Annotated in this window: 17 protein-coding genes; 12 read left to right on the top strand and 5 right to left on the bottom strand. The window is 69.7% G+C overall.

The genetic code is table 11. The features are described from left to right. The first annotated feature begins 15 nt into the window (after positions 1-15). From JRI60_RS13830 to JRI60_RS13820, 3 genes are all read left to right on the top strand, one after another. Positions 16-1,374 (top strand): M16 family metallopeptidase, encoded by a 1,359-nt coding sequence (locus JRI60_RS13830; RefSeq protein ID WP_204226315.1) that lies wholly within the window; start codon positions 16-18, stop codon positions 1,372-1,374. Beyond that, positions 1,374-2,990, top strand: coding sequence for a M16 family metallopeptidase (locus tag JRI60_RS13825; protein WP_204226314.1), 1,617 nt, complete (start codon positions 1,374-1,376; stop codon positions 2,988-2,990). Before JRI60_RS13830 ends, JRI60_RS13825 begins: the two co-directional genes overlap by 1 nt. Before the next feature lie 121 nt (positions 2,991-3,111). Next, entirely contained in the window at positions 3,112-4,875 is a 1,764-nt protein-coding gene (locus tag JRI60_RS13820; RefSeq protein ID WP_239470502.1) for an OmpA family protein, read from the top strand. Positions 4,876-4,941: 66 nt separating this feature from the next. Here the strand turns inward: JRI60_RS13820 and JRI60_RS13815 are convergent, their stop codons facing one another. After that, positions 4,942-6,024, bottom strand: a complete 1,083-nt coding sequence (locus tag JRI60_RS13815; protein WP_204226313.1) for a glycoside hydrolase family 43 protein — start codon at positions 6,022-6,024, stop codon at positions 4,942-4,944. A 171-nt stretch (positions 6,025-6,195) separates the two neighbouring features. Here JRI60_RS13815 and JRI60_RS13810 point away from each other — a divergent pair, with 171 nt between their 5' ends. After that, complete coding sequence (locus tag JRI60_RS13810) at positions 6,196-7,518, top strand: pyridoxal phosphate-dependent decarboxylase family protein (protein WP_204226312.1); 1,323 nt, start codon at positions 6,196-6,198, stop codon at positions 7,516-7,518. A 22-nt stretch (positions 7,519-7,540) separates the two neighbouring features. After that, positions 7,541-8,896 carry an Omp85 family outer membrane protein gene (gene omp85, locus JRI60_RS13805; protein ID WP_204226311.1) on the top strand — a complete coding sequence of 452 codons (1,356 nt, stop codon included), beginning with the start codon at positions 7,541-7,543 and terminating at the stop codon, positions 8,894-8,896. Positions 8,897-8,906: 10 nt separating this feature from the next. Here omp85 and JRI60_RS13800 read toward each other — a convergent pair whose 3' ends face one another. From JRI60_RS13800 to JRI60_RS13790, 3 genes are read right to left on the bottom strand one after another with little or no spacing between them, the layout of a single operon-like run. After that, the gene (locus JRI60_RS13800) at positions 8,907-9,713 is read right to left on the bottom strand and encodes an SAM-dependent methyltransferase (protein WP_204226310.1); all 807 of its coding nucleotides are present in this window, start codon (positions 9,711-9,713) and stop codon (positions 8,907-8,909) included. A gap of 19 nt (positions 9,714-9,732) precedes the next feature. Continuing rightward, on the bottom strand, positions 9,733-10,347 hold the full coding sequence (locus tag JRI60_RS13795) for a TlpA family protein disulfide reductase (RefSeq protein ID WP_430384381.1): 615 nt from the start codon (positions 10,345-10,347) through the stop codon (positions 9,733-9,735). Next, entirely contained in the window at positions 10,344-11,414 is a 1,071-nt protein-coding gene (locus JRI60_RS13790) for a CFI-box-CTERM domain-containing protein (RefSeq protein WP_204226309.1), read from the bottom strand. The genes JRI60_RS13795 and JRI60_RS13790 overlap by 4 nt, the downstream gene beginning before the upstream one ends. A 114-nt stretch (positions 11,415-11,528) precedes the next feature. Here JRI60_RS13790 and JRI60_RS13785 point away from each other — a divergent pair, with 114 nt between their 5' ends. The 3 genes from JRI60_RS13785 to JRI60_RS13775 all read left to right on the top strand — a co-directional run bounded on the left by JRI60_RS13785 (position 11,529) and on the right by JRI60_RS13775 (position 13,533). After that, complete coding sequence (locus JRI60_RS13785) at positions 11,529-11,831, top strand: hypothetical protein (protein WP_204226308.1); 303 nt, start codon at positions 11,529-11,531, stop codon at positions 11,829-11,831. Between the two features lie 88 nt (positions 11,832-11,919). Further along, entirely contained in the window at positions 11,920-13,125 is a 1,206-nt protein-coding gene (locus JRI60_RS13780; protein WP_204226307.1) for a S1C family serine protease, read from the top strand. A 141-nt stretch (positions 13,126-13,266) separates the two neighbouring features. Continuing rightward, positions 13,267-13,533 carry a vegetative protein gene (locus tag JRI60_RS13775; RefSeq protein WP_204226306.1) on the top strand — a complete coding sequence of 89 codons (267 nt, stop codon included), beginning with the start codon at positions 13,267-13,269 and terminating at the stop codon, positions 13,531-13,533. On the opposite strand, the gene JRI60_RS13770 is transcribed toward JRI60_RS13775, so the two are convergent. Continuing rightward, entirely contained in the window at positions 13,530-14,309 is a 780-nt protein-coding gene (locus JRI60_RS13770) for an RNA methyltransferase (RefSeq protein ID WP_204226305.1), read from the bottom strand. The two genes, JRI60_RS13775 and JRI60_RS13770, sit on opposite strands and share 4 nt — an antisense overlap. Before the next feature lie 124 nt (positions 14,310-14,433). Between JRI60_RS13770 and JRI60_RS13765 the strand changes: the two genes are divergently transcribed. The 4 genes from JRI60_RS13765 (at position 14,434) to JRI60_RS13750 (ending at position 17,975) form a co-directional block, all read left to right on the top strand. Next, complete coding sequence (locus JRI60_RS13765) at positions 14,434-14,949, top strand: hypothetical protein (RefSeq protein ID WP_239470501.1); 516 nt, start codon at positions 14,434-14,436, stop codon at positions 14,947-14,949. Between the two features lie 48 nt (positions 14,950-14,997). Beyond that, a complete protein-coding gene (locus JRI60_RS13760; RefSeq protein WP_204226303.1) occupies positions 14,998-15,954 on the top strand; it encodes a phosphoribosylaminoimidazolesuccinocarboxamide synthase in 957 nt (318 codons plus the stop codon). Positions 15,955-16,247: 293 nt separating this feature from the next. Further along, positions 16,248-16,952: a hypothetical protein gene (locus JRI60_RS13755; protein WP_239470787.1), complete on the top strand. Its 705-nt coding sequence runs from the start codon at positions 16,248-16,250 to the stop codon at positions 16,950-16,952. Between the two features lie 12 nt (positions 16,953-16,964). Beyond that, a complete protein-coding gene (locus tag JRI60_RS13750) occupies positions 16,965-17,975 on the top strand; it encodes a M23 family metallopeptidase (protein ID WP_204226301.1) in 1,011 nt (336 codons plus the stop codon). The last annotated feature ends 8 nt before the right edge of the window (positions 17,976-17,983 follow it).

Raw genomic sequence — 17,983 nt, 5'->3', positions numbered from 1 at the left:
GACATGAGAACGCGCATGACCCAACGCCTCCTTCCCCTCCTGCTCCTCCTCCTGGGAGTCGCCCTGCCGGCCGCCGCCGAGCAGGTCCCCGCCTCCCCCTTCTTCCCCTACCCCATGCAGGTCGACCGCCTCCCCAACGGGCTCACGGTCGTCCGCGTGCCCTTCAAGTCGCCCGGCCTCATCGCCTACCAGACCGTGGTGCGCGTGGGCTCGCGCAACGAGGTCGAGCCCGGCCGCACCGGCTTCGCCCACTTCTTCGAGCACATGATGTTCAAGGGCACGAAGAACTTCCCCGAGGGCGAGCGCGAGAAGGTCATCAGCACCTACGGCTTCGATGACAACGCCTTCACCTCCGATGACATCACCGTCTACCACTCGTACGGCCCCACCGCCGGTCTCGAGAAGCTCGTGGAGATCGAGGCCGACCGCTTCCGCAACCTCGAGTACTCCGAGCCTTCCTTCCAGACCGAGGCCCTCGCCGTGCTCGGCGAGTACCACAAGAACGCCGCCCAGCCCTACCTGAAGATCGAGGAGGAGCTCGGCCGCACCGCCTTCACCAAGCACACCTACGGGCACACCACGCTCGGCTACTACGACGACGTCAAGGCCATGCCCCAGGCCTACCAGTACAGCCGCACCTTCTTCGAGCGCTGGTACACCCCCGACAACGTCCTCCTCTTCGTCGTCGGCGACTTCGATGACGCCAAGCTCATGCAGGCCGTGCGCAAGCACTACGGCCCGTGGGATCGCAAGGTCGCCTCCGTCAACGTGCCCACCGAGCCGCCCCAGACGAAGGAGCGCTCCGTCCACATCGACTGGCCCCAGAGCACCCAGCCCCGCCACTTCCATGCCTGGCGCACCCCCGCGGCCCGGCTCGACACCGCCAACGCCGCCATCCAGGCCGTGCTCGCCGACTACCTCGTCGGGACCACCAGCCCCCTCTACAAGGAGCTCGTGCTGGACAAGCAGCTCGCCCAGGACATCGGCAGCGACTTCGGCATCCACCGCGACCCGCACCTCTTCAGCGTCGTCGCCGTCCTCCAGAAGGAGGAGAACCGCGCCGCCGTGGCCAGCGCCTTCAACGCCGCGGTGAAGGAGCTCGCCACCGGCAAGGTGGATGCCTCCCGCGTCGAGGCCATCAAGAGCAACACCCGCTATGGCCTCCTCATGGGCATGGAGACGGCCAAGTCCGTGGCCACCCAGCTCTCCGTGTACGCCGGCATCTACGGCACGCCCGACGCGCTCGCCCGCCACTACCAGAGGGTCTCCGAGGTGAAGCCCGCCGACCTGGTCGCCTTCGCCAAGAAGTACCTCACCGCCGCCAACCGCACCGTGCTCACCCTCACCCCCAAGACGGCCGGAGGTCAGAAGTAATGCGTTCCCTCATCTCCCGCTCCCTCGCCCTCTCCGCCGCGCTGTGCCTCGGCGGCTGCGCCACCACCTCCCAGACCGCTCCCCCGCCCGAGGCTCCCGCGCCCCAGGCCCCGCAGCAGGAGCAGGCGCAGGCCCCCGCCCAGCCCCAGGCTCCGGCCACCGTGCCCACCGTTCCCCTTCATCGGCCCGCGCCCATGCAGCTCGTCGTGCAGGCCAATCCCGCCAGCCCCATCGTCAGCTTCCGGCTCGTCTTCCACGCGGGCTCGGTGGATGACCCCAAGGGCAAGGAGGGCCTCACCGCCCTCACCGCCGATGTGCTCTCCGAAGGTGGCACGCGGAATCTCACCTCCGCCCAGCTCCTCGAGGCCCTCTTCCCCATGGCCGCCGAGCTGAACGCCTCCACCGACAAGGAGCTCACCGTCTTCTCCGGCCGCGTCCACAAGGACCACCTGGCCCGCTTCCTCGACATCTTCACCGACGTGCTCCTCGCGCCGCGTCTCTCGCCCCAGGAGTTCGAGCGGCTCCGCGCCCGCGCCCTCAGCGACGTGCGCAACGGGCTGCGCAGCGAGAACGACGAGATGCTCGGCAAGGTGGCGCTCGACGCGCTCCTCTACCAGGGCCACCCCTACGCGCACTTCGTCGGCGGCACCGAGAAGGGCCTGGAGTCCATCACCCTCGAGGACGTGAAGGCCCATGCCGCCCGCGTCTTCACCCAGGACCGGCTCGTCATCGGCCTCGCGGGCCCCGTGGACGAGGCGCTCCAGAAGACCGTCGTCTCGCGCCTGTCCGCGCTCCCGGCCACCGGCGCTCCCCGCGTGGAGCTGCCGCCCGTGCCCACCACCGCCGGCCGCGCCCTCGTGGTGCAGAAGCCCACCCTCTCCACCGCCGTCTCCCTGGGCTACGTCACGCCCCTGCGCCGCGGGGACCCGGACTTCTTCCCCGTGTCCTTCGCCCTCTCGTACCTCGGAGAGCACCGCCAGTCCTCCGGCGTCCTCTTCGGCGAGCTGCGTGAGAAGCGCGGCCTCAACTACGGCGACTACGCCTACGCCGAGCACTTCATCGAGCAGCCCGGCACCACCTACAACCGCACCAACATCGCGCGCACCCAGCAGGACATCACCGTGTGGATCCGCCCGGTGGTGCCCGGCAACGGCATGTTCGCCACCCGCGGCGCCCTCTACTTCCTCGACCGGCTGGTGAAGCAGGGCATCCCCCAGGACCAGTTCGAGCTGCGCCGTGGCTTCCTCCTGGGCTACTCCCGCCTGTGGGAGCAGACCGACCAGCGCCGGCTCGGGTACGCCATCGACTCGCTCCTCTACGGCACGCCGGACTTCCTGGAGCAGTACCGCGCCGCGCTCGCGAAGATGACCCCCGAGTCCGTCCAGGCCGCCGTCCGCCGGCAGATCCGCCCCGAGGCCCTCAACTTCGCCTTCGTCACCCAGGACGCCGACGGGCTCGCGAAGCTGCTCAAGGAGCAGCCCCCCTCGCCCATCTCCTACGCCTCGCCCAAGCCGCCCGAGCTCCTGAGCGAGGACAAGGCCATCATCTCCCTGCCCCTCCCCATCCGGGCCGATGCCGTCCAGGTCGTTCCCGCGCAGACGTTCATGGAGAAGTAGCGCACGGCTGTAGTCCTTCCAGGCACACTCCCGAGGGGGGTTTTCTTCCGCCCCCCGGGAGTGGATGGTATGAGCCGCCAGGACAGGCCCGAATTTCCGGGCCTCTCCCTGGGAGCGGTCCTTGCGAAGCGCAGCAACCCGACTCGCAGTGGTGTGCCTGCTGCTGGCCGGCCTGGCGGCGCGGGCGGACCATGATCCCTTCGCGCGCGGCTTCGACGCCGTGCCGCTGAAGGCCACCCCTGCCCAGAGGAGTGGTATCGCCCTCGAAGGTGCCGCGGCCGACCCCGCCGGCAGCTTCCGGGGCGCCCTCCTCTTCGACTACAACCGCGGCATCCTCGCCCTCAAGCTGGGCGACGAGAAGCTGGGGGATCTCCTCCCCTACCGGCTCGACGCGCATGCGCTCTTCGCCTGGCAGCTCCACCGCCGGCTGGAGCTCGCCGCGGACGTGCCCTTCACCCTCACCCAGGGTGACCGCTTCCAGTTGCTGCGCGATGCCCTCAATGCCCAGGACTTCCCCGGCGCGGCCGGCGTGAGCAGGTACGGCTTCGGCGACGTGCGGCTCCAGCCCCGCGCCTTCCTCCTGCTGCCCGAGGACTTTCCCGTGGGCGTCGCCCTCTCCGCCGAGGTGCGCCTGCCCACCGGGGACGGCGACAGCTTCCTCGGTGAGCGCAGCGTCCTGGTGGCCCCGCGGCTCGCCGTGGAGCGCGCCTTCGGCCCCGTGCGCGTGCTCGGCAACCTGGGCCTGCGCCTGCGTCCCCAGCATGCCCAGTACCTCAACCTCTACGTCGGCAACGAGGTGACCTTCGGCGCTGGCGCCATCGTGGACCTGCCCGACGTGGGCCCCCTCTTCAACGTGCAGGCCATCGCCGAGATGCACCTGGCCACGCCCACCTCCGCCCCCTTCAACTTCCGCCAGGCCGACTCCCTCAAGACGCCCTGGGAGGTGCTCGGCGGCGTGCGCGCCCACCTCTACCAGGGCTGGGGCCTGGAGCTGGACGTGGGCCGCGGCGTGACGCTCGGCAGTGGCTACGGCCGCGAGGAGCTGCGCGTCATCTTCGCTCTGCGCTACGAGGAGACGTTCCTCGACTCCGATGGCGACGGCGTCCGCGACTCGTTCGACAAGTGCCCCAACGAGCTCGAGGACACCGACGGCTTCCAGGACAACGATGGCTGCCCGGAGCCGGACAACGACGGCGACGGCATCGTCGACGGCCAGGACCAGTGCCCGAACTCCGTTGGCGACCAGGCCCATGGAGGCTGTGGTGACGCCGATGGGGATGGCGTGCCCGACGGACAGGATCTCTGCCCCGACAAGCCGGGCCCCAAGGGCTATGACGGCTGCCCCGACACCGACGGCGACGAGGTGCCCGACAACGTCGACGAGTGCCCGGATCAGTCCGGCACGCCCGAGGCTGATGGCTGCCCCATCGACAACCCCCCGCTCGTGGTCGTCGAGTCCGACCGCATCCGCATCAAGGGCAACATCCTCTTCGAGACGGGCTCCGCCACCATCCAGAAGCAGTCGCTCAAGCTGCTCGACGAGGTGGCCATCGTGCTCGCACGCAACCCCGAGCTCGGGCCCGTCCTCATCGAGGGTCACACCGACAACGTCGGCTCCGACACCCTCAACCTGAACCTGTCCCAGCGGCGCGCCCAGTCCGTCATGAACTACCTCGTCTCCAAGGACATCGCCGCCGAGCGCCTGCGCGCCAAGGGCTTCGGTGAGTCCAGGCCCATCGCGACCAATGGCACGGCGCTCGGCCGCGCCAAGAACCGCCGCGTCGAGTTCCGTCTCATCAAGTCCGAGATAGAGACACCCGCGCGCACCGTGCCGGCGGAGAAGAAGGGCACGGGCGACAGCAAGGGCGGTGCCGGAAAGCAGTAGAGGCGCTCGTCCGGAGGCGTGAGCGGGAGGGGGCGACATCCGTCCCCCTCCCCGCTTCGTGTCCGACTACTCGTAGAACTTCAGGCTCCAGCCCGTGTTGCTCTCCGCGCCGCGCGTGTACTTGATGTTGCCCCACCACTGGAAGTTCCCGGAGTACCAGTAGCGGCCCGACCAGAAGGGGTTGGGGTAATCACTCTTGGGCACGCCGTGGTACGCCAGCGGGAACACCGGGCCCGCGGGCGGGCTGGTGTTGGGATCTCCGTTGAGCAGCACGAAGGAGTGGTGGCCCACGCCCTTGGCGTACAGCGTGGGATCCCATCCGCTCATCATGATGCTGCCATTGGCGCCGAAGAGGCATCCATTGGACTTGAACCAATCCCAGACGTAGGTGGGATCACCCCCGGCCCTCAGGCGCAGATCCGCGAGGCAGTAGTTCACATCCCAGCTGCCGTTCGCCGAGTACACGATGTGGAGCTGCCCGTTGGGATCGATGATGGCCTCGGGCGACTCGTTGACGCGGGTCGGCGGGTTGACATCCACCTTCTCCCACCACTCCCGGGGCTGGGAGATGACGTACCGGGCTCCCGTGACCGTGGTGGGGCTCGACATCCGGGCGATGAACAGGGTCTGCTCGCCGTTGGTGTCCCCCACCCAGCCCGACCAGACGAAGTAGCGCTGCCCCTTGTAGATGAACGCGGTGCCGTCGATGGCCCACTTGTTGTCCGGCAGCGCCAGCGGAGCCGCCTGCGAGTAGCCCGTATTGGGCGACTGGGATTGGATGACATACATCCGGTGGGCACTGCCCGCCCCAGCCGTGAAATAGATGTAGTAGGTGGTGCCGTCCTTGATGAGCTCGGGCGCCCACACCTCGGCGAAGCCGTTGGGGTTGCCCCAGACCTGCTGGCGAACCGCTCCCGACAGCGCATCCACGGACGAGGCCATGCGGACGTAGATGCGTCCTCCCTCGGTCTCCACGGAGATGTAGGTGCTGTCGACCCGGATGACGCTGGGATCGGCATTCTTGATGGAGAGCCGCCCCAGGTCCTGAACGCTCGAGCCGATGGACTCACCGCCAGGTTCCGTCTGGGGACCACACGCCTGCAGCGAAGCGACCGCGACTCCCATCAGCATGAATTTCAGGACACGCATCGGACTCTCCTTTTCAAAGCGAACGGGAATCCGACCATGAAGAAGGGAGGACTGGAATACAAGGAAAATCAGGATTGTCCGACACGAGCCAGGAGCCTCCCGCAGTGGGCCACTCCGATTCCCCCTATAGTGTGGGGAAACACCTCGCTTACCCCACTCCCCGGAGTAGAGATGTCGAAGAGTCCCCGCCTGGCGTCCCAGGGTCTGAGCCACCAGGATGTGCTCTCGCGGATGCGCGAGATGCGCACCGAGGATGCCCGCTGGCAGGAGGGGCGGACCTGGAGCCTCGTCTACAACGCGGGCGAGGACCTCCGCCGTCTGGCCGCCGAGGCCTACACCGAGTTCATGTCCGAGAACGGCCTCAGCCCCCTGGCCTTCCCCAGCCTGAGGCGCTTCGAGGCCGAGGTGCTCACCATCGCGGCCGAGCTCTTCCACGGCGACACCGCCGCGGGGACCATGACGTCCGGTGGCACCGAGTCCATCCTCATGGCCATCAAGACGGCCCGGGACTTCGCTCGCGCCGAGCGCGGCATCACCGAGCCGGAGATGGTGCTGCCCGCCACCGTCCACCCCGCCTTCCAGAAGGCCGCCCACTACTTCGGGGTGAAGGCCATCAACGTCCCCGTGGGGCCCGACTTCCGCGCGGACGTGGCCGCCATGCGCGCCGCCATCGGCCCCCGTACGGTGCTCGTCGTCGGCTCCGCCCCCGCCTACCCGCACGGCGTGATGGACCCCATCTCCGAGCTCGCCGCCCTGGCCCAGGACAAGGGCGTCCTCTTCCACGTGGATGCCTGCCTCGGCGGCTTCCTCCTGCCCTTCGCGAAGCGGCTCGGCCACGACATCCCCGACTTCGACTTCGCCGTGCCCGGTGTCACCAGCCTCTCGGCGGACCTGCACAAGTACGGCTACGCCGCCAAGGGCGCCTCCATCGTCCTCTACCGCACCCCCGAGCTGCGCCGGCACCAGTTCTTCACCTTCGCCAACTGGAGCGGCGGCATCTACGCCTCGCCCTCCATGGCCGGCACCCGCCCCGGTGGCGCCATCGCCGCGGCCTGGGCCGTCCTCAAGTACCTCGGCGAGGAGGGCTACCTGCGGCTGGCCCGCACCGTGCTCGACACCTCCAAGGCCCTGCGCGAGGGCATCGCCGCCATCCCCGGGCTGAAGCTCCTGGGCAATCCCCGGCTCAGCATCTTCGCCTTCTCCTCGGACTCCCTGGACGTGTACGCGCTGGGCGATGCCATGGAGGCGCGCGGCTGGAAGCTGGACCGGCAGATGATGCCTCCCGCCCTGCACCTGATGGTGACGCCCGCCCATGCCGCCGTGGTCGAGCCCTTCCTCGCCGACCTGCGCGCGTGCGCCGCCAGCCTCGCCTCCGGTGAGCCCGCCCCGGACGGCAGCGCCGCCATGTACGGCATGCTGGGCGCCATCCCCGACAAGAGCGAGGCCGAGGGCTTCATCCTCCAGTTCATGGACTCGCTGTACGCCAACGAGTGATGGAACCGGCCGGGGGGCCTCCATGCATCATCCGACTCCGACGACGTGGGTAGTGGTGCTGACCGCCGCGCTGTTCGCGCTTCCGGCATGGGCGCAGGAGCCCCCGCCGGAGGCCGTCGAGGCGCCCGTGACCACGGCGGCGCCAACACCCGCCGAGCCTCCCCGCACGGGATGGAACGTGCTGGGCCTGCCGCTCGTCAGCTTCAACAGCGACGAGGGCTTCGGCTATGGCGCGCGGCTGATGCTGGTGGACTCGGGCGACGGCAGCCAACGGCCCTACCGCTACTCCGTGGTGGGGCAGTTCTTCCAGTCCACGCGAGGAATCGCCCAGCACCGCCTCATGCTGGATGCGCCCGGCTTCCTCTCGTCGTCCTGGCGGCTGGGCGTGAACCTGGGCCTGCTCAACGACCGCTTCTCGCCGTACTTCGGCCTGGGCGGCGGGGCGGCCTACGTGTCGGCCTTCGACGCGTGCGCGGACCGGAAGGCGCTGGAGTCGGACCCGAATGTCTGCCCGGGCAACCCGGACTTCCGCGGCCTGCGGTACTACAGCTTCGACCAGCGCACCTTCCCGAGCGTGGTGCTGAACGCGCGCCGGCCCCTGAGCGGTCCCTGGCAGGTGGCGCTGGGCTACCGCTTTCGCCTCACCTCGATTCGCACGCGCTACGGCGCGGAGGACCTCGGACAGGCACGGGACTCGCGGGTGGTGGAGGACGCTCGCGCGGGGCTGCTCTCGGGGCTGAACGGCGAGGAGGACGGAGAGTCCGTCTTCCGCACGGCGGAGGTGACGGCGAGCCTGCTCCTGGACACGCGCGACAACGAGCCCGCCCCGGTGCGCGGCATGTTCCACGAGCTCGCGCTGCGCGGGGCCTCCACCGTCACGGGGAGTGCTTCCAATTACTGGGGGGCCACGGCCAACCTGCGCTTCTACCACCCCGTGGTGAGCGAGCGGCTCGTGGCCGCCTTCCGGCTCTTCGTCGATGTGATGGGCGGAGACGTGCCCTTCTTCCACCTCTCCTCGTTCGGCGGCGTGGAGTGGCTCGACGGCTGGGGCGGCATCGGCGGCGTGTACACCGCGCGCGGCATCCTGAAGAACCGGCTGCAGGGGCAGGCCAAGGCGCTCGCCAACGGCGAGCTGCGCTGGAACTTCCTATCGGTGTCACCCTGGCAGCAGCGCCTGGACTTCACCCTCATGGCCTTCTTCGACGCGGGGCAGGCGTGGACGGATCTCCGCTTCGCCGATGGAGGCATCCCCCGCTATGGCGGCGGCGGCGGCCTGCGCATCGCCTGGCAGAACGACTTCATCCTCCGCGTGGACTACGGCATCAGCCCTCGCGACGGCACCACGGGCTTCTACCTGGACTTCGGCCACTTGTTCTGAGCCCGCCCCGTCACCGCTTCTCCAGGACGACGGCGTAGAACTCGATGCCGACGCCCTCGTGGTCCTCCTCGGTGATGTGCTCGGGGGGCAGGCCCAGGAACTCCCGGACCGTCAGCACGCCCATGCCGTCCGGCTTCCAGGGCTCGCAGAACTCCAGGTACTCGTCGAGCGAGTACAGCTGGAACGACTCCCCCATCCGCTGGAACATCCCCACGAACTGCTCCCACCGGGGCGTCGTCTTGCCCGGGGCCTTCGTCTCGAACGTGGTGAAGAGCTTCGAGCCCGGTGCCACCTGGTCATACAGGTCGCGGTAGAACTTCCGGTTCTCCTCGGCCGACAGGAACACGCCGATGCCGCTGCCTCCGATGGCGAGCCGGCGCTCGCCGCCCAGGAACGCCTGGACATCGGGCCGCTGGAGGAACTCTCCCGCCTTCTTGATGTCGCACTCCAGGTAGCGCACCCGCGGGTTGTTCCCCAGGAGCGCCTGGCCCTGCGCGATCGTCAGCGGGTTGATGTCGGAATACAGCACCCGCGCGTCCGGCATCACCGCGTGGACGTGGTCGGTCGGCAGCCCCGAGGCGAAGTCCACCCAGTGCGTGAAGCCCTCCGACGCCAAGCGCCGGGCCGCCCCCTGCAGACACGCCCGCAGCATCCGCATCCACTTCCGCGTGGAGGGCACCAGCGAGAACATGTACTCGGCCGCCTGGCGATCGGCCTCGAAGTTGTGCGTCCCCCCCAGGGTGTAGTCGTAGATCCGCGCCGCGTTCGGCACCTCCGGGTTCACCCCCGGGATGCGGGCCAGCTCGTCCGCGTTCATCCGCCCCTCCTTTACGAAACTACAAGCCCAGGGCCTGCTCGACGCGCCGGCGCAGCGCGGCCTCGTCCAGCATGCCCCGCTGCGCGTCCACCACCCGCCCCTCCCTGTCCAGGAAGTAGAGCGTCGGCAACGCCGTCACCTGAAAGGCCGCCGCCAGCTCGTCCGGCGCGTACACCACGTACGGCGCCAGCTCCGGCATCCGGCTCAGGATGAACTCCTGCACGAACATCGGCGCGTCCGGCATGTCGTCCCGGCTCGCCGCCACGAACACCAACCCCTTCCCCTCGTACTCCTTCGCCAGCTTCACCAGCGACGGCATCTCCGCCTGACACGGCGGGCACCACGTCGCCCAGAAGTCCAGCATCACCACCTTGCCCTTCAGGTCCGCCAGCGACAGCGTCCCGCCCTCGTACCTCTCCAGCTTCATCGTCGGCGCGGCCATTCCGTCCGAGGCCAGCCTCGCCCTCAGCGCCTCCTGCACCCCCAGGTACGCCAGCGCCCCCACCCCGCACAGCCCCGTCACCAACAGCAGCACCCAGCTCCACCCGTGACGTCCCGGCTTCGGCCCGCTCCCCGTGCCCCCCTGCCCCGCGTCAGGCCGCTGCCCGTCGCCTGCGTTTCCCTGCTCCGTCACGTGCGTCCACTCCTCGTCGTCGTCAATACCCGGTGCACCTGCTTCAACACCCGCCTCACCTCCCGCCTCACCCCCGGCCTCGCCACCACCCACTCCGCCCACCCCGGCCCATACCGGTAGTACACCCGGATGAATTCCCGCCCCACCCCGTGGCGCCTCAGCACCTCGTCCCGGAACTCCCGGAACGCCACCAGCTCCGGTGCTCCCTCTCCGAACGCCGCCGTCACCACGAAGCACGAGCTGGCCGGCGAAATCCACATCAGCCGGTTGTTCGTCAGGTTCACCACCGCCTTCAGCTCGCGCGCCTCGGTGTACAGGAAGACCAGCAAGTCCCTCCGTGCCACCGGGAAGTCCTCGCCGCTCGCCTCCTCGAACTCGATGCGCGAGCCACCCGCGCCCCGTATCTCGTCCACCGTGAAGAAGAAGCGCTTGGAGCTGCTCTTGTGCTCGATCTCCAGCCCGCGCAGCTCGCCGAAGTACGCCAGGAAGGGCGTGTTGCACGCCGGGCACACGTAGCGGCGCGTCCCCGGCCCCGGCACATACCCGTAATCGTTGATGCGCTTGCAGCCCGTGTTGGGGCAGATGAGCTTCACCTGCGCCACCGGTTCCTGCCTCGGGTCGAACCGCGACGCCCCCGTCGTCCGGTCGAACACCGGAGACACCACCGTCTCCTTCGCCCCCAGCGCCCGCGTGGGGTGCGCCACCCGCTCCAGCTCCAGCGCCCGCCGCCACGCGTCCTCGGCCTGCACCAGCCGCCCGTCCACCGAGTGCACCAGCGCCTCGCCGTGCGCCCTCAGCGCCTCGAGGATGCGCTCCGTGCCCTCCCGGCGCCCCGTGTCCCGCTCCACCGCCAGCCCCAGCGCCAGCACCTTCTCCAGCTCCGGCAGCAACCCCTCCGCCGCCTTCCTCGCCGGGTCATCCAACCGGTGGTACACCGGGGGCTCCGGCATCCGGGCGAAGAGGGCAAGCGCCTGCGCGCGCAGCTGCTCCTGCGCCTCCTGCGCTCGGGGAAGGGACAGTGTCGCCGCACGCTGCTGGGCGGCCTGGAAGAGCTCGTCGGGCTGCAAGGCCGACGCACCTTAGAGGGCCCCCCGCTCGCTGTCAGCGCTCTTCCCCTCCCCTCGCCGGAAACTGGCCACCTCCCCCTCCTCGATGTATGAGGTGGTAGGAGGATGTGAACAATGGGCTTCCTGAAGTTCCTGGTGTGGACGGGTTGCGCGGTGGGGCTCGGTGTCTTCCTGGCGACGGCGGACTTCGATGGCCGATCCCCCCTGGAGTACGCGCAGCGGCAGTGGAAGCGCTACGTCCAGCCGACCCAGGTGGACCGTCAGGTGGAGCGGGTGAAGGACGGGCTGCGCGAGACGATCGACGAGGCCAAGGTCGCCGTCGACCGGACGACGAAACAGGCCAAGGCGGCGCCGCGCGAGCGCATCACCAACGAGGATCGCGCGGCGATCGACAAAATCATCGCCCAGAAGAAGTAGCTTTCCCCACCTTCGCCGGCCGCCCCGCTTCCCCTCCCGAGCCCCCCTCCCTAGCTTCTCCCGAGGTGGCTGGGGCGGAGGCGGGACGATGGTCGGTGGACGGTGGTGGGTGGGGGTCTCGCTGGCGCTGTTGTGTGGCCTGGAAGCACCGGCCTGGGGCGCCCAGCATGAGGGAAATCGGCGGCTGTGGGTGGAGGCGCAACAGCGCAGCGTCCGCAAGGAACGCTCCGCCCTCAGTCAGGTAGCGCAGGCGGCCATGCCCGCGGTGGTGTCCATCACCACACGTCAGGCGAGCACCACCCCGGGCTCCGAGGGTGAGTCGCAGAAGGGCATCGGCTCCGGGCTCATCATCCACGAGGACGGTTACATCCTCACGAGCGCCCACGTCATCGAGGGCGCCGAGGACATCTCCATCTCCGTCTACTCCGAGCGGGGCTACACCGAGGACTTCCCCGCCGAGGTGGTGGGCGAGGACACGCGCACGGACTTCGCGCTGTTGAAAATCAAGGCGTCCCGGAAGCTGCCCGTGCTGAAGCTGTCCTCGGCCTCGCAGGTGGAGGTGGGGGACTACGTCGTGGTGATCGGCAACCCCTTCGGGCTGGCGCACTCGGTGACGGCGGGCGTGGTGAGCGCCAAGGGCCGCACGGACGTGACGCCCAACGGGCGGGACGGCGACTTCGACTACATGCAGGTGGACGCCTCCATCAACCCGGGCAACTCGGGCGGGCCGGTGTTGGACCTGAACGGGGACGTGGTGGCCATCGCCAACGCGGTGAACGTGGCGGGCCAGGGCATCGGCTTCGCCATCCCGGTGGACATCGCCAAGGCGGTGATTCCACACCTGCGCAAGTACGGGAAGGTGCGCCGCGGGTGGATGGGCGTGTCCGTGCAGGACTGCACCCCCACGGTCGTCGAGGCCTACGGGCTGATCCACGCCCGGGGCGTGGTGGTATCCGAGGTGCAGGATGGGAGCCCCGCCGCGCGCGCCGGGCTGCAGGTGGGAGACGTCATCGAGGGCCTGGACACCGGCCGGGTGGAGCGCGCCCACAAGCTGCGCTGGCAGGTGGCGGCCCGGGGGGTGGGCCGGAACGTGGTGCTCCACGTCCGCCGGGGAGAGCGGCCCCTGAAGATGAAGGTGAGGCTCGAGGACATGCCCGGGGAGGTGGAGCAGCTGGCCCCGGCCGTGGCCACTCAGTCCTCCCATGGCCCCGTCGAGGAGCCGGGGACGGGGGGTGGAGGCCCCGAGGGGCAGGCGAACGGGCGTGCCCCTGGTGGAAAAGCTCCCACCCCGTAGCCGGAAAACGGGGGTTGCGCCCGCATCCCCGCCTGCCTCCTTGCGTTCCGCTACGGCCAGCGCTACACGAAGCGCCTTTGCAAGCCTCGCGGGTTCTCCGCATGGAGATGCGGGGCAGCGTTTCGCAACAGGAGCATTTCCATGGCTGATGCACAGAAGACGACCCTGAAGGCCTGGCCGCGCCAGTCCAAGGGCGGTGGCAAGAAGGCGTGCAGCGTCGAGGGCTGCAAGCGCCCCTACCGCGCCAAGAGCTACTGCTTCTTCCACTTCAAGAAGTGGCGGCAGGGTGAGCTGCCCCACTCCCGCTACCGCACCTGCTCCAAGCCGGACTGCCGCGTGAAGGCGCTCAAGGGCGGTCTGTGCGAGAAGCACTACAACGAGACGTACAAGAAGGCCGCCGCGGCCTAGCCGTTCCGGTCCGGGCCTCGCGAGGGCGCTCCCTTCCCGGGAGTGCCCTTGCCCCCGGCCACCGCTCGTCCCAGGTGCTTGAAGGCCGTGAGCCACAGCTCCGCCTCGCGCTGGGTGAGCCTCGCACGCAACAGACTCCGCTCCAGCTCACGCAGGATATGATCCGGCGCCTGCGGGTTGAGGAACTGCGCCTCCAGCATCACCTGGCGCATCCGCTCGCTCAGCGCGTGCACCGTCCCCATCTTCGCGCCCTCCTCCACCGCCGGGGCCGCCTGCTCGGCCGGCTTCCGGCCCTCGCGCGAGCACAGGTAGAGCAGCACCGCCGCCGCCTGCGCCAGGTTCATCGAGGGCTGCACCTCGCTGGTGGGGATGACGAGGATGTCGGTGCAGAACGCCAGCTCCTCGTTAGACAGGCCCCGCTGTTCGCCGCCGAGCACCAGCGCCACCCGCCCCCGCTGGCTGTGATCCGCCAGCCGGGCCATCGCCTCCTCCGGGGTGAGGGCCGTGCGCCCCTCCAACTGGGTGCGAGAAGTGGTGCCAACCGCGTACACGCAGTCCTTGAGGGCCTCGGGGAGGCTCCGGGCCACGGACATGGCGTCCAACACCGCGTCTCCCTTGACCGCGAGCCGCTCGGCCCCTCGGAAGGCGTAGGTGGCGGGGTCGGACAAGATGAGACGCGAGAATCCGAAATTGGCCATCACCCGGGCCACGGACCCGAGGTTCTCGGGTGATCGCGTCTGGTGGAGGATGACGGTCATGTTGTCGGCCGCGAGCATGCCTCCGAGTTTAGCTTTCCGTGTCAGACCCGCATCGGTATATTCCCGGGTGATGCGTCGCTGGGTCGCTGGCCTGCTCCTATCTCTCGTTACCCTGACGGGTTGTGGCGTCGGGGGTGCCCCCGTGCGCGCTTCCATCGGTGCGCGGCAGGCACTCACCAGCCCTCCCGAGATGCTCGAGTTCGAGAGCCCCTCCACCCGCCTGGAGCTGTACCGCGAGGTGGCCCGCCTCTCCGAAGTGGAGTCGGGCCAGTCCGCGCAGGCGCTGGTGCTGTTCCCCATCAGTCAGAGCGGAGAGCTGGTAGCCGCTCCGGGCTTCGAGCCCCGGACGGACCTGCTCCAGTCGCCGGACGCGGGCGCGCCGCTGCAGCTGAGCTTCGATGGACGGGCGGGCGAGCGCTGGCCGGAGGATCGGCGCGAGAGCCTGCAGGGTCTCTCCGAGCGCGAGGCGGCCGAGCTGGTGGCCCGGACGCTGCTCGCCCACTGGAAGATCAATCCCGCGGGCGTCGTGCAGGTGGATCGCGCCTCGGGCGCGCCGTACGCGGCGGCGTACGTGGATGGAATCCTGCGCATCAATCCGGCTTTCCTGTACATGGCGGCGGCCTACGGTCCCGCTTCCCAGGCGGGCGCGGTCCAGTAGAGTCGCGCCTCCTTTCGCGCCCCGCGTCGGGGCCCCGAGGCGCCTCTCGTGAACACCTCCGCACTCCACGCGCAGCTTCCGCACACTCTCCGGCAGACGCACCTGTCCGCCCTGGGCCAGCACTACCAGGGCAAGGTCCGTGACACCTACCGCCAGGGGGACAGGCTCGTCCTCGTCACCTCGGATCGGCTGTCCGCGTTCGACCACGTGCTCACCACCATCCCCTTCAAGGGCGAGGTGCTCAACCGCCTGGCCACGTTCTGGTTCGAGCGTACGAAGCACATCGTCGCCAACCATGTGCTGGACGTGCCGGACGCCAACGTGACGGTGGCTCGCGCCTGTGAGCCCTTCGCCGTGGAGGTGGTGGTCCGTGGATACCTGACGGGCAGCCTGTGGCGCGACTACCAGAAGGGCACTCACACCGCCTACGGCGTGCCCTTCCCGGACTCGATGCGCAAGGACGAGGCCTTCCCCGCTCCCATCATCACCCCGTCCACCAAGGCGCAGTACGGCCAGCACGACGAGCCCATCTCCGAGAAGGAGATTCTGGCGAAGAACCTGGCCAGCGCGCGCGACTGGGCTCGCATCACCGAGGCGGCCCGGGGGCTGTTCCTCGAGGGCCAGAAGTGGGCGCGTACGCGCGGGTTGATCCTGGTGGATACGAAGTACGAGTTCGGCAAGGTGGGCGATGACCTGTACGTCATCGATGAGATCCATACGCCGGACTCGAGCCGCTACTGGGTGGCCGATGAGTACGAGGCTCGCTTCGCCCAGGGCGAGGACCAGCGGATGCTGGACAAGGAGAACATCCGCCAGTGGCTCATCCGCGAGCGGGGCTTCCAGGGCCATGGCACGCCGCCGGCGATTCCGGATGAGGTGCGCGTGTCGCTCGCGGAGAAGTACATCGCGGCCTACGAGCGGATTACCGGCACGACACTGGAACTGAACGTGGGAGATGTGCACGCGCGCATCGAGAAGAACCTGAAGGCGCGCGGGTATCTCTGAGCGACGACGAGTAACGGTGAGCGACGACCCTCACCCTAGCCCTCTCCCAGAGGGAGAGGGGAGCGGGGCACGGCCTCCGGTAAGGGGCCACGGTCCACGCCCTCTCTCCGTTTTGGCGGGGGAGGGCGTCTTCCTTTGCGGGCTCCCTCCGGGAAAGATCTTCCCGCGGGCTCGTGCGTTGATGCGCGGGTCCTCTTCCGGAGCCTCGCGTGAACCGCTCGCCGACCGTCCCCCGGCCCGAGGGCCCTCTCAGCGCGTTCTCGCGCTTCCTCGGTCATTTCCGCTGGGCCTTCATGCCGCTCGGCCTGCTGGCGCTCATCGCCGTGGGCGTCCATGCCGCCGCGGACACGCTCGATGATCGGCTCCTCGCCGTGGTCGACCTGGCCGATGCCGCGTTCGACCGCGTCGTGGGCCGCTACTCCCTCACCGAGTCTCTCGTGGAGCTGCTCTCCCTGGAGCGACGCACCACCCTGGCTCGGGCCCTCGCCCTGTCCTGGGAGCTGATGGCGGACGTGGTGCTCGCGTTGCCCGCGCTCGGCTACCGCGAGGAGTCGGCTCCCCAGGTCCCTTCCTGGCGCATGCTCCACGTCGCTCCGCGCCACGGCTGGCGCGCGATGCTGGCCCGGTGCCTGCGCAAGCCCACCTCGATGCGGTGGATCCGCCCGCTCGCCACCGCGCTCGTGGCCGTGGCTGGAGCCTGCACCGTGGCACGGCTCGTCCAGGGCACGGTGTACCTCTCCTGGCGCGAGCTGCTCGGTGAGGGCGTGGCGGATGGGGCGGCTCGGGGCCTCGCGCTCGCGGCCCTGGTGGGGCTGCTGTGGCGGCTCGGCTCGCGCGCGGTGCTGCGCAACCTCCAGCACGCCGATGAGGCTTCCGAGGCCCATGCGCGTGGCTTCGCCCGGGCCCTCGCGTACGGGCTGCCCGGCTCCGCGCTGGTGGCTCCCCTCGCGCTCGCCGCCGCGCTCGATGCCTCGCCCCTGCTGTCCTTCGTTCGCTGAGGAGGAGGCCCCATGTTCTCGCGCAATGCCCGAGGGCTGCTCGACTTCTCCCTGGCCCTCCTGTGCCTCTGGACCGCCTGGCACCACACGCCCGCCGGAGCCCTGGTGCGACGGGCCTCGGCCTGGGCCTTCGGGGGCCGCAGCACCGCCCGCCCGTTGCTGGCCTACTACGACGGCGTCAGTGGCACCGGCGTGTCCGTGCCCTCGCTCGCACCCGGTACGCCGCCCCTCCGGCCCTTCACCGACGCGGAGGCGCTCGCGTATGGCACCCACCTGGCGCTGAAGGGCCTCTCTCCCGCGGCCCGGGCTCCCGCGTTCGCACTCGCCGAGGAGCTGGGCGTCCCCCCCGCCTCCCTGCTGGACGAGGCCCGAGGTGCCGCCTCCGCCCGCCGGCTCCACGAGGCCCTCGCCGCGTCGTTTCCCCAGGACGAGTCCCGCCTCACCGCCGTCTTCGCCGGCCGCGTCCCGGCCCGCTATGCCCTCGAGCGCGTGGCGGCCGAGGGCGGTACCCCGAGTCTGGAGCGCCTCTCCCGGCAGCTGCCCCCCGGCTTCGAGGACGCCACCGTGGCCGCCGCCCAGGCGCTCGCGCTGGCCACGGCTTTTGGTCTCGCGTGGCCCGTGCCCGAGCAGACGCCGGTGTCGAGTCCCTTCGGCTACCGCCTCCACCCCGTGCTGGGCGTGCGCAAGCTGCACACGGGCGTGGATCTCTCCCTGCGCGAGGGCTCCGAGGTACACGTGGTGGCGGATGGCGTCGTACGTCGCGCGAGCGAGGACGCCGTGAATGGGAAGGTGCTCATCATCGACCACGGCCGCGGTGTGACGACGGCCTACTGCCACAACTCGGAGCTGCTGGTGCGGCGGGGGCAGCGCGTGGCGCGCGGTGAGCTCATCTCCCGCTCGGGCAACACCGGCCGCTCCACCGGGCCCCACCTGCACTACCAGCTCGAGCTGGCCGCGCAGCCAGTGGATCCGCTTCGCTTCCGCCCCAGGCGCAACGCCGTGGCGGACGAGACGGTGCGCTGAATGCCCAC

This window comes from Archangium violaceum, from assembly GCF_016887565.1.
Lineage (GTDB): Bacteria > Myxococcota > Myxococcia > Myxococcales > Myxococcaceae > Archangium > Archangium violaceum_B.
This window is presented reverse-complemented; position numbering and strand designations above follow the sequence as displayed.

Bases quoted from the DNA above. Each gene is read 5' to 3' on its own strand.
- JRI60_RS13830 (WP_204226315.1), top strand. From the start codon at position 16: ATGACCCAACGCCTCCTTCCCCTCCTGCTCCTCCTCCTGGGAGTCGCC.
- JRI60_RS13825 (WP_204226314.1), top strand. From the start codon at position 1,374: ATGCGTTCCCTCATCTCCCGCTCCCTCGCCCTCTCCGCCGCGCTGTGC.
- JRI60_RS13815 (WP_204226313.1), bottom strand. From the start codon at position 6,024: ATGCGTGTCCTGAAATTCATGCTGATGGGAGTCGCGGTCGCTTCGCTG.
- JRI60_RS13810 (WP_204226312.1), top strand. From the start codon at position 6,196: ATGTCGAAGAGTCCCCGCCTGGCGTCCCAGGGTCTGAGCCACCAGGAT.
- omp85 (WP_204226311.1), top strand. From the start codon at position 7,541: ATGCATCATCCGACTCCGACGACGTGGGTAGTGGTGCTGACCGCCGCG.
- JRI60_RS13800 (WP_204226310.1), bottom strand. From the start codon at position 9,713: ATGAACGCGGACGAGCTGGCCCGCATCCCGGGGGTGAACCCGGAGGTG.
- JRI60_RS13785 (WP_204226308.1), top strand. From the start codon at position 11,529: ATGGGCTTCCTGAAGTTCCTGGTGTGGACGGGTTGCGCGGTGGGGCTC.
- JRI60_RS13780 (WP_204226307.1), top strand. From the start codon at position 11,920: ATGGTCGGTGGACGGTGGTGGGTGGGGGTCTCGCTGGCGCTGTTGTGT.
- JRI60_RS13775 (WP_204226306.1), top strand. From the start codon at position 13,267: ATGGCTGATGCACAGAAGACGACCCTGAAGGCCTGGCCGCGCCAGTCC.
- JRI60_RS13770 (WP_204226305.1), bottom strand. From the start codon at position 14,309: ATGCTCGCGGCCGACAACATGACCGTCATCCTCCACCAGACGCGATCA.
- JRI60_RS13755 (WP_239470787.1), top strand. From the start codon at position 16,248: ATGCCGCTCGGCCTGCTGGCGCTCATCGCCGTGGGCGTCCATGCCGCC.
- JRI60_RS13750 (WP_204226301.1), top strand. From the start codon at position 16,965: ATGTTCTCGCGCAATGCCCGAGGGCTGCTCGACTTCTCCCTGGCCCTC.